This is a genomic window from Pantoea sp. UBA5923 (genome assembly GCF_002431095.1).
In the GTDB taxonomy this organism is placed as follows: domain Bacteria; phylum Pseudomonadota; class Gammaproteobacteria; order Enterobacterales; family Enterobacteriaceae; genus Pantoea; species Pantoea piersonii.
Window position 1 is genome coordinate 49,706 of the sequence record NZ_DJDN01000036.1, and the last position, 10,937, is coordinate 60,642.

The 10,937-nt window shown below is 58.9% G+C and carries 7 protein-coding genes; 5 read left to right on the plus strand and 2 right to left on the minus strand.

The window, feature by feature from the left end:
* Nucleotides 1-151 precede the first annotated feature (151 nt).
* The 5 genes from B3797_RS09310 (at nt 152) to pdeR (ending at nt 9,182) form a co-directional block, all read left to right on the plus strand.
* Nucleotides 152-2,455, plus strand: coding sequence for an FdhF/YdeP family oxidoreductase (locus B3797_RS09310; protein ID WP_311790943.1), 2,304 nt, complete (start codon nt 152-154; stop codon nt 2,453-2,455).
* A 122-nt stretch (nt 2,456-2,577) separates the two neighbouring features.
* A complete protein-coding gene (locus B3797_RS09315; RefSeq protein WP_311790944.1) occupies nt 2,578-4,512 on the plus strand; it encodes an exoribonuclease II in 1,935 nt (644 codons plus the stop codon).
* A 181-nt stretch (nt 4,513-4,693) separates the two neighbouring features.
* Nucleotides 4,694-6,760, plus strand: a complete 2,067-nt coding sequence (locus B3797_RS09320) for a carbon starvation CstA family protein (protein ID WP_311790945.1) — start codon at nt 4,694-4,696, stop codon at nt 6,758-6,760.
* Nucleotides 6,753-7,037, plus strand: coding sequence for a YbdD/YjiX family protein (locus B3797_RS09325; RefSeq protein WP_311784433.1), 285 nt, complete (start codon nt 6,753-6,755; stop codon nt 7,035-7,037). Before B3797_RS09320 ends, B3797_RS09325 begins: the two co-directional genes overlap by 8 nt.
* Before the next feature lie 159 nt (nt 7,038-7,196).
* Complete coding sequence (pdeR, locus tag B3797_RS09330) at nt 7,197-9,182, plus strand: cyclic di-GMP phosphodiesterase (protein WP_311784434.1); 1,986 nt, start codon at nt 7,197-7,199, stop codon at nt 9,180-9,182.
* Nucleotides 9,183-9,194: 12 nt separating this feature from the next.
* Here the strand turns inward: pdeR and B3797_RS09335 are convergent, their stop codons facing one another.
* Together B3797_RS09335 and B3797_RS09340 are read right to left on the minus strand one after the other, a co-directional pair.
* Entirely contained in the window at nt 9,195-10,061 is an 867-nt protein-coding gene (locus B3797_RS09335) for a crotonase/enoyl-CoA hydratase family protein (RefSeq protein WP_103795955.1), read from the minus strand.
* Between the two features lie 140 nt (nt 10,062-10,201).
* Nucleotides 10,202-10,937: 2-keto-3-deoxygluconate permease (locus tag B3797_RS09340; protein WP_311790946.1), on the minus strand; the 736-nt coding region annotated here is incomplete at its 5' end.

A 10,937-nucleotide genomic window follows, 5' to 3' on the forward strand; every position in this document is an offset into this window, starting at 1 on the left:
CACAATTACGCCTGCGCCGCGATAAATGGTGGCTATCGCACCATTAAGTCAATCAATTAGACAACTTATGATTGCAGTCGCACACTTCCCTCACCGTCAGGATATATCCTGATAACAAACTTCCTACAAAAAACATAAGCCTGCACTCACCATGAAATTCAAACGTAAAATTAAGCCTTACCGCGCCGCTGCGGGCGGTTGGGGTTCGCTGGAAGCCACTACCCGTTTCGTTTTCGACAGCAAGGCCGCGCTGAAAAATATGCGCAACCTGATGCGCATGAACAAAGCGCGCGGCTTCGACTGCCCGGGCTGCGCCTGGGGCGACGATAACAAAAGCACCTTTAGTTTCTGTGAAAACGGCGCTAAAGCGGTGACCTGGGAAGCGACGCGTCGCGTGGTCGATACCGATTTCTTCGCACAGCACAGCGTCACCAAACTCTATGCCCAGAGCGACTACTTCCTGGAGTATCAAGGCCGTCTGACCCACCCGATGCGCTATAACGCTGAAACCGACCACTACGAGCCGGTCAGCTGGGACGACGCCTTTGCGCTCATTGCGCAGCACATTAAGGCGATGGATAACCCGAATCAGATGGAGCTTTACACCTCCGGTCGCGCCAGCAACGAAGCCTCCTGGCTCTATCAGCTGTTCGGCCGTCTGGCGGGCACCAATAACTTCCCGGACTGCTCCAACATGTGTCACGAAGCGAGCGGCGCCGGTCTGAAGCGCAGCATCGGCGTCGGCAAAGGCACCATTCGTCTCGACGACTTCGATCATGCCGACGCGATCTTCGTCTTTGGCCAGAACCCGGGCACCAACCATCCGCGTATGCTGCACAGCCTGCGTCACGCTGCCGATCACGGCGCGAAAATCGTAACCTTCAACACGCTGCGTGAACGTGGCCTTGAGCGTTTCGCCGATCCGCAGAAGCCGCTGGAAGTGGTCACCTCCAAAGCGGGCACCATCAGCTCCGCCTACTATCAGCCGAATCTCGGCGGCGATATGGCGGCGGTGCGCGGCATGGTGAAAGCGCTGCTGGAGACCCATCGCGCCCGCGTAGCGGCCGGTGAGAAAGGCCTGTTTGACGAAGCCTTTATTAACGCCACCACCCACGGCGTCGAAGCCTATTTCGATGCGGTAGACAACACCGACTGGATGCAGATCGTGCAGCAGTCTGGTCTGAGCGAAGCGCAAATCCGCGAAGCTGCGGCAATTTACCAGAGTTCCGATCGCGTTATTGTCACCTGGGCGATGGGCATTACTCAGCACAAGCACTCGGTGGATACGGTACGCGAAATCGTCAACCTGCAGCTGCTGTTCGGCCAGCTCGGCAAGAAAGGCGCTGGCCTCTGCCCGGTACGCGGCCACAGTAACGTGCAGGGCAACCGCACTATGGGTATCGACGAGAAGCCCAGCAAAGCCTTCCTCGACGCGCTCGGCAGCCACTTCGGCTTTGAGCCGCCGCGCGAACATGGCCATAACACGGTTGACGCGCTGAATGCGATGCTGCGCGACGAGATCAAAGTGCTGATCGCGCTGGGTGGCAACCTGGCAGCCGCCGCCCCCGATTCGCCGCGCACCGAAGAGGCGCTGCAGCGCTGTGGTCTGACGGTGCACATCAGCACCAAGCTCAACCGCAGCCACCTGGTGCCGGGCGCAGAGAGCCTGATCCTGCCGACGCTGGGCCGTACCGAGCGCGACACGCAGGCGAGCGGCAACCAGTTCATCACCGTTGAGGACTCCTTCAGCATGGTGCACGCCTCTGAGGGCATCGGCATTCCGCTGGCGGAGACGCAGCGCTCAGAAACCGCCATTGTGGCGGGCATCGCGCACGCGGTGCTGGGCGATGAAAAAGTGAAGTGGCTGGAGCTGGCCGCCGATTACAACCTGATCCGCGACCATATCGCCGCCACGATCCCGGGCTTCGCCGACTTCAATGAGAAGTGCGACCTGCCGGGCGGTTTCTACCTCGGCAACGCGGCGGCGGACCTGCGCTTCAACACCCCGACACAGAAAGCGGAGTTCAGCAGCGCAGCGCTGCCTGAATCGCTCTTCCCGGCGGATGTGGCTGAGGTGCCGTTTACGCTGCAGACGCTGCGTTCGCATGACCAGTACAACACCACGATTTACGGCCTTGATGACCGCTACCGCGGCGTTTACGGCCAGCGCGAAGTGGTGTTTATCAACCCGGAAGATATGCAGGCGCTCGGCTTTACGGAAGGTCAGCTGGTGGATATCGAAACCCTGTGGAACGACAATATTTCGCGTCGCGTCAGCGGTTTCAAACTGGTGCCCTACAATATTCCGCGCGGTAACCTCGCGGCTTATTACCCGGAAACCAACCCGCTGGTTCCGCTCAACAGCTTCGGCGATATTAGCGGCACGCCGACCTCTAAATCGGTTCCGGTTAAGCTGGAGCTGTCGGTTTCACTGCCTACGCAGCGCATTGCGTAAGGTCAGAGTTTCCTTAGATAAAAGCCGGTTAATCCGGCTTTTTTACCCTCTTTTGCCTTGCCGCGCGCCCCTGATTCGCGTAAAACTAGCAGCCGCTCTTAGGCCACGAAACTAAACTGACTATGTTCCAGGATAATCCGCTGCTCGCGCAGCTCAAAGAGAAGCTCCACGCGCAGACTCCTCGCGCAGAAGGTGTTGTTAAAGGCACCGAAAAAGGTTTCGGCTTCCTTGAAGTCGACGCGCAGAAAAGCTATTTCATTCCGCCGCCGCAGATGAAAAAGGTGATGCACGGCGACCGTGTTTCCGCCGTCATCCACAGCGATAAGGATCGTGAAAGCGCCGAGCCTGAAACGCTGATCGAACCCTTCCTCAGCCGCTTTGTCGGCCGCGTGCAGAAGAAAGATGACCGTCTTTCCATCGTCCCGGACCATCCGTTATTAAAAGACGCTATCCCCTGCCGTCCGGTGCGTGGCCTGAGCCATGATTTCCAGGCAGGCGACTGGGCCGTCGCTGAAATGCGCCGTCACCCGCTGAAAGGCGACCGCGGTTTCTATGCCGAACTGACTGAATTTATCGTTAAAGCCGACGATCATCTGGCGCCGTGGTGGGTCACCCTGTCGCGCCATAATCTGGAGCGCGAGGCGCCGCAGGTTGGCTTTGGCGAAATGCTGGATGAAAACCTGACGCGTGAAGATCTGACCGCGCTCGATTTCGTCACCATCGACAGCGCCAGCACCGAGGATATGGATGACGCGCTCTATGTCGAAGAGAACGCCGACGGCACGCTGAGCCTCACTATCGCTATCGCCGACCCGACCGCTTACGTACCGGAAGGCAGCGAGCTGGATAAACTGGCGGCGCAGCGCGCGTTCACCAACTATCTGCCGGGCTTTAATATCCCGATGCTGCCGCGCGAACTCTCCGACGACGTCTGTTCGCTGCGTCCGAACGTGCGCCGCCCGGCGCTGGCCTGCCGTGTTACCGTCGCGCAGGATGGATCCCTGGGCGACGACGTACACTTTTTTGCCGCGTGGATCGAATCTAAAGCCAAACTGGTTTACGACGAGGTTTCCGACTGGCTGGAAAACAGCGGCGAATGGCAGCCGCAGAGCGAGGCGATCGCCCGTCAGATCCGTCTGCTGCACCGCATCTGCCTGGCGCGCAGCGAATGGCGTCACAACCATGCGCTGGTGTTTAAAGATCGTCCCGATTACCGCTTTGTTCTCGGCGAGAAAGGCGAAGTGCTGGATATCGTCGCCGAACCGCGCCGTATCGCCAACCGTATGGTAGAAGAAGCGATGATCCTCGCGAACGTCTGCGCAGGTAAGGTGCTGCGCGAGAAGCTCGGCTTCGGGGTCTACAACGTGCACACCGGCTTTGACGCGACGAACGCCGAGCAGGCTGCTGCTGTGCTGTCCAGCCATGGCGTGACCGTTGACGCCGCCGCCATCACAACGCTGGAAGGCTTCCGCCAGCTGCGCCGCGAGCTGGATGCGCAGCCGACGCAGTACCTGGACAGCCGTATTCGCCGCTTCCAGTCATTTGCTGAGATCAGCACCGAGCCGGGCCCCCATTTCGGGCTGGGTCTGGAGGCTTACGCCACCTGGACCTCGCCGATCCGTAAGTCGGGCGACATGATCAACCATCGTCTGCTGAAAGCGATTATTCGCGGCGAGCAAGGCGCGCGCCCTGATGAGGCGTTGACGGTGACCATGAGCGAACGTCGTCGCCTTAACCGTATGGCGGAGCGCGACGTCGGCGACTGGCTCTACGCGCGCTGGCTGGCACCCCATGCCGGCACCGACCGCAAGTTCAGCGCGGAGATTATCGACGTCTCGCGCGGCGGCATGCGCGTGCGCCTGCTGGAGAACGGCGCGGTCGCTTTTATCCCGGCGCCCTTTATCCATGCGGTGCGCGACGAGCTGGTGTGCAGCCAGGAAAACGGCACCGTACAGATCAAAGGCGAGGTCGTCTATCGCGTCACTGACGTAATTGACGTCACCATCGCCGAAGTGCGTATGGAAACGCGCAGCGTGGTTGCCCGCCCCGCAGTCTGAGCATAAAAAAACGGGGGGATAACGATTGTTATCCCCCTTTCTTTCTCACCGCTGCTACAAATGTTAAATTTGTTCCCCGCTTCACACTTCTCAACACATTAACTTTCACTTACATTCCATTACATTACTTTTGACTCGTTGTCTTTGAACGTCCCTTTCGGTTCATACAAGGAGTGAGGTCATGAAGAACGTCAAAACCGGCGCAATCTGGTTAGCGGTGGCGTTAGTCGGCGCGGGCGCATTCGCTATGCTGGCGTTAAATCGCGGCGAACAGGTTAATGCAGTCTGGCTGGTGGTGGCCGCCGTCGCCTGCTACAGCATCGCCTATCGCTTTTACAGCCTGTTTATCGCACGCAATATTTTTGAACTGGACGACCGTCGTCGTACGCCAGCCGAACGCTTCAATGACGGCCTCGACTATGTGCCGACCAATAAATGGGTGCTGTTCGGCCACCATTTTGCCGCCATTGCAGGCGCGGGTCCGCTGGTCGGCCCGATACTGGCGGCGCAGATGGGCTTTTTGCCCGGCACCATCTGGATCCTCGTCGGCGTGATGCTGGCGGGCGCGGTGCAGGATTTCCTCGTGCTGTTTATCTCAACCCGCCGCGACGGTCGCTCGCTGGGCGAAATGGCGCGCCAGGAGCTGGGCGCTTTCGCTGGCGTAATCACCATGCTCGGCGCGCTCGGCGTGATGATCATTATTCTCTCCGCGCTGGCGCTGGTGGTGGTGAAAGCGCTGGCTAACTCGCCGTGGGGTCTCTTTACTATCGCCGCGACGATCCCGATTGCGCTGCTGATGGGCGTCTATATGCGCTTTATCCGCCCTGGCAAAATCGCGGAAGTCTCCTTGATTGGCTTTGTGCTGATGATGGCGGCGATTATCTACGGCGGAAACGTCGCCCAGGATCCCTTCTGGGGCCCCTTCTTTACCCTGAAAGGCACCTCGCTGACCTGGGTGCTGGTGATCTACGGCTTTGTTGCCTCGGTGCTGCCGGTCTGGCTGCTGCTGGCGCCGCGCGACTACCTCTCGACCTTCCTGAAAATCGGCGTGATTGTCGGGCTGGCGATCGGCATCCTGTTCGCCATGCCGGAAATGAAAATGCCAGCCGTTACGCGTTTTATTGACGGCAGCGGCCCGGTCTTCTCGGGACAGCTTTTCCCCTTCCTGTTTATCACCATCGCCTGCGGCTCGATTTCCGGCTTTCATGCGCTGGTCTCCAGCGGCACCACGCCGAAGCTGGTGGAGCGCGAGAGCCATATCCGCTTTATCGGCTATGGCGCGATGCTGATGGAATCTTTCGTCGCCATTATGGCGCTGATCTGCGCCTCGGTTATCGATCCTGGCGTCTACTTCGCCATGAACTCGCCTGCCGCGCTGATCGGCACAACGGTAGAGAACGCCTCGCAGGTGATTAACGGCTGGGGCTTTGTGGTGACGCCGGAGACGCTCGCCAGCATCGCGCGTGACGTCGGCGAGACCTCAGTGCTGTCGCGCGCGGGCGGCGCGCCGACCTTTGCAGTCGGCATGGCGCATATCATCACCGACGTCTTTAACAGCCGCGCGATGATGGCCTTCTGGTATCACTTCGCTATTCTGTTTGAAGCGCTGTTTATTCTTACCGCCGTGGATGCCGGCACGCGCGCCTGTCGCTTTATGGTGCAGGACCTGGTCGGCACCGTAGTGCCGTCGCTGGCGAATAGCCGGTCGTGGGCGGGCAATATGGCGGGCACCGCGGTGTCAGTCGCCGGCTGGGGCTTTTTCGTCTATCAGGGCGTGGTCGATCCGCTGGGCGGCATTAATACGCTATGGCCACTGTTCGGCATCGGCAACCAGATGCTCGCTTCGATGGCGCTGATCCTCGGCACCGTGGTGCTGTTTAAGATGAAGAAGCAGCGCTACGCCTGGGTAACCATTCTGCCGACCGCCTGGCTGTTTATTACCTCCATGACGGCGGGCTGGCAGAAAATTTTCCATGAGAAGCCCTCAATCGGCTTTCTGGCGCAGGCCAATAAGTTCCGGAAAGGGATCGACGAAGGCGTGATTATCGCGCCGGCGAAGAGCGTGGCGGATATGCAGACCATCGTGTTCAGCAATCAGATCAACGCTGTGCTGTGCGGCTTCTTTATGCTGGTGGCGGTGACGATGCTTATCGCCGCGTTCTTCGTTATTCGTCGCGCCCTGCAAAGCAACGTGCCGACCACGCACGAAGCGGAGCCGTCGCTGCGTAAGGAGGTTCATCATGTCTGACGCGATTCGCCGCGCCGTCCGCCCGGCTAGCCTGGGCGGCATTATCTGCTGCCGCCCGATCGCCGCGCCCGCACGTTTTAGCTGGCGCAGGTTATGGCGTGGGCTGCAGCAAAGTTTCCGGCTGATGGTCGGCGTGCAGGATTATCAAAATTATCTTCAGCATATGCAGCGTCAACATCCGGATCTGCCCCCGATGAGCGAGCGCGATTTCCATCGATACTGTCTTGATGCCCGGTTCCCCAGCCAGGCAGGCAAGCTGGGGAAATGTCCTTGTTAAGCAGGGAAATCGGCCCCGCGGTGCGGGGCTTTTTTGTGCCATTGTTAATCAGACCGGAAAATATATTTGGCTGGCATCTTGTGCTGAAGTCAGATGCCGAATACTGTTGATAAAATAATGAGATAACGCCAGCAGAGCACTCCCCCGGAGGACCTTTCCATGACCGATGAACAAGGGCAAACGTTGCTATACACCTTGTTTGGCACGACCAGCCCTCATTGGCGCCTGACCACCGACAGCGATGCTTTGCATTTAGCAGAGGATGAAAATGCGCATACCAACATCGCCGTTGCGCTGACCCCCGCGCAGGCCAGCCTGTTGCGCGCGATGCCGGTGATCACCTCCAGCGTCAACCTGACGCTGTCGCTGCACGGCACGCCGGTGCCCATGCACTTTGTCGGCCGTAAGGTTAATCAGTCAAGCTGGGCCGGCACCGCTTCCGCCTGGGGCGATACCTCTGCGGTCGCGCGCGATCTGACCCAAGGCCTCTCTTTTGCCGAACAGGTGGTTTCTGAAGCCAACTCGGTGATCGTTATTCTCGATCAGCGCGGCAATATTCAGCGCTTTAACCGCCTCAGCGAAGAGTACACCGGCCTGAATGAGCATGAAGTGATTGGCCGTAACGTTTTCCAGCTGTTTATGACCAAACAGGAGGCGGCCGCTTCGCGCCGCAATATCGCCGGTTTCTTCCGCGACGGCAATTCCTATGAGGTTGAGCGCTGGGTGAAAACCCGTAAGGGCCAGCGACTCTTTCTGTTTCGTAATAAGTTCGTTCACAGCGGCAGCGGGAAAAATGAAATTTTCCTCATCTGTTCAGGAACGGACATAACTGAAGAGCGACGGGCGCAGGAGCGCCTGCGGGTAATGGCAAACACCGATACCGTGACCGGTTTGCCTAATCGCAACGCTATTCACCAGCAAATTAGCCTGGCGCTGGAGCTGGCGAAAGGCGATGAGACCGGCGTGGTCTACCTCGATCTCGATAATTTTAAAAAAGTTAACGACGCCTACGGTCATATGTTCGGCGATCAGCTGCTGCAGGCGGTATCGCTGGCTATCCTCAGCTGTCTGGGCAAAGACCAGACGCTGGCGCGCCTCGGCGGCGATGAGTTCGTGGTGCTGGCGGAGCATACCAGCCAGGCAGCGCTGGAGGCGATGGCGTCGCGCATTCTGGAGCGCCTGCGCCAGCCCTTCCGTATCGGCCTGATTGAGGTCTACAGCGGCTGTTCCATCGGCATCGCCCTCGCCCCGCTACACGGCGAGGATCGGGAAAGCCTGATCCGCAACGCCGATACCGCGATGTATCACGCAAAAGAGAACGGGCGCGGCAAGTTCTGCGTTTTCGCCGCCGAAATGAATCAGCGCGTGTTTGAGTATCTCTGGCTCGACACCAACCTGCGCAAGGCGCTGGAGCAGGATCACCTGACGGTGTTCTATCAGCCGAAGCTCGACAGCGACGGTGTAGTACGCAGCGCAGAGGCGCTGGTGCGCTGGAATTCGCCGGAGCGCGGCATGGTCTCGCCCGCCGACTTTATCCCTTATGCCGAAGAGTCTGGCCTGATTGTGCCGCTCGGCCGCTGGGTGATGCTGACGGTGCTGCGTCAGATACTGGTCTGGCGCGAACAGGGCATCAATCTGCGCGTGGCGGTCAACGTCTCCGCGCGGCAGCTCATCGACCAGAGTATCTACAGCGATCTCAGGCTGGCGCTTATCGACAGCGGGCTAACGGAGTGCCCAATCGATATCGAGCTGACCGAAAGCTGCCTGATAGAGAACGAAGCGCAGGCGCTGACCCTGATGAAACAGTTTCAGGAGCTGGGCGCGCAGGTACACCTCGACGATTTCGGTACGGGCTACTCTTCGCTGTCGCAGCTGGCGCGCGTACCGATCAACGCCATCAAGCTTGACCAGAGTTTTATTCGCAATATTAATGAGCAGCCGGTCTCTCAGTCGCTGGTGCGCGCTATCGTCGCCGTCGCCAAGGCGCTGGCGTTGCAGGTGATTGCCGAAGGCATCGAGACCAAAGCGGAAGAAGAGTTTGTCCTCCTTAACGGCGTAGATGGGCGTCAGGGATATTTCTACGCAAAACCAATGCCCGCAGAACAGTTCGGGCATTGGCTGGCTAAGCATCCTGCCCGCGTTTAAAACGTGTTGTTACTAGCCGGCTTTACGCAAGGATGCGCTATGACGGTTCTGTAACTGTACCAGACGTTCCATATAGGCAATGTCTTTGGGTTCCAGCGTAAAGGCATAATCTACCCAGTCTTCAGTGATATCCATCAGCTCGGCGCGCGACAGCTGCAGTACGCGCTGACGCGCTTTCAGCATGGCACGCACGCCGTTCAGCTTCGGCCGCAGCGTATCGATAAAGGTACGCGTGCAGCGATAGCTTTCGCCAGGCTGAAAGACTTTGTCCACCAGACCGCGCGTTTCATACCATTCGGCGCTGTGCGACTCCCCTTCGCAAATCAGCTCTTCTGCCAGCTTCATCCCGGCGCGACGCGCGACTAAGGAGTAGCCGCCCATGCCGGGGAACAGGTTAAAGGCGATTTCCGGAAAGCCGAGCCGCGCGTTGTTTTGCGCCAGGATAAAGTGGTGCGCCAGCGCGGCCTCGAAACCGCCGCCTAGCGCGCTGCCCTCTATCATCGCCAGCGTGACCGCGCCCGTGTCAAAGCCGCGCGCCGCCGAGTGAATGCAGTCGACGCAGGCGCGCGCATAGGCACGCAGCGCCTCGCGGCGGTTGTTGCGAATACACTCGACAAAGAAACGCAGATCGCCGCCCGCGTTGAACATCTGCGGCACCAGCGAACCCGTGACCCAGAAATCAATCGGCAGACCGGAACGCTGCGCCGCATAGCTCAGGTTCATGATTTCCTCGATTAATTCGTGGTTAAAACTGGGACGCGGTTGCGCCCGCAGCATCATCCACATGGTACGGCGGCCCTCTTCGTAATACGCGGCAAGCTGGGTGGTCTGTCCCACTTCGGTGAACAGTCGGCAGGTTGGTTGGTTAATTACTGTCATCGTCTCATCCTCTGTTTATTTGATGCGTTAAACGCCACATCAGCGTAATGCAGAGAGAGGCCAGACCAAATGAGAGATTGATTTATAAAGTAAAATCCAGAGATATCCCCGACTTAGAGGTCGGGGATGCTTAAGCGGGGTTACTTGATCGCCGCGCGCTGGCCAACCGCAACGCGAGAACGCTTAACGCGTTTTGAATAAACAGCAGTTATGACTGGCACCAGCACTGAGGTCACAATTACCGAGGTTGCTACCAGCGCAGTTGCGGCTGGCGCAACCGGTTTAAACTGCGGCAGCATTTCTGCTATCAGCACCGGCGTCGCGACCGCCGCGCCTGCCGTACTGGAGGCGGCGATGCCTGCGGTACCGTCGCCGCCGCCAATCAAACGGTCGGCGATAATCAGCGGAATGCCGGTTACGATAATCACCGCCACGCCCAGCAGAATACCCAGTAAGCCGGTCTGCGCGATAACCGTCAGGTCGATGGTGTTACCCAGCGCAAAGGCGAAAAAGGGGATAAGCGTATGCACCGCTTTGCCGAAAAACTCCCGCAGCTCCGGATCCAGATTGCCCAGCGCGAAACCGATCAGGAACGGCAAGACCGCGCCGACAAAGACATGAGGTTCAAAGGAGGCGATGCCTGCGGTACCGAGGATCACCATTGTCATCAGCGGACCTGACTCAAGCGACATCAGCACAAAGGCGCCCGCTTCTTCCTTGCTGCCGTACTGCTGCATGATCGAGGCATAGAGACCACCGTTTGTCATATCCATCGCCGCGACCAGCGCCAGCGTTGACAGCCCGGCAAGCATCCCGACTTCTACGCCATTTTCCGGCATCACGCGTGAAGCGATAGCCGCCACGATCCAGGCCACC

Bases quoted from the DNA above. Each gene is read 5' to 3' on its own strand.
- B3797_RS09310 (WP_311790943.1), top strand. From the start codon at position 152: ATGAAATTCAAACGTAAAATTAAGCCTTACCGCGCCGCTGCGGGCGGT.
- B3797_RS09315 (WP_311790944.1), top strand. From the start codon at position 2,578: ATGTTCCAGGATAATCCGCTGCTCGCGCAGCTCAAAGAGAAGCTCCAC.
- B3797_RS09320 (WP_311790945.1), top strand. From the start codon at position 4,694: ATGAAGAACGTCAAAACCGGCGCAATCTGGTTAGCGGTGGCGTTAGTC.
- B3797_RS09325 (WP_311784433.1), top strand. From the start codon at position 6,753: ATGTCTGACGCGATTCGCCGCGCCGTCCGCCCGGCTAGCCTGGGCGGC.
- pdeR (WP_311784434.1), top strand. From the start codon at position 7,197: ATGACCGATGAACAAGGGCAAACGTTGCTATACACCTTGTTTGGCACG.
- B3797_RS09335 (WP_103795955.1), bottom strand. From the start codon at position 10,061: ATGACAGTAATTAACCAACCAACCTGCCGACTGTTCACCGAAGTGGGA.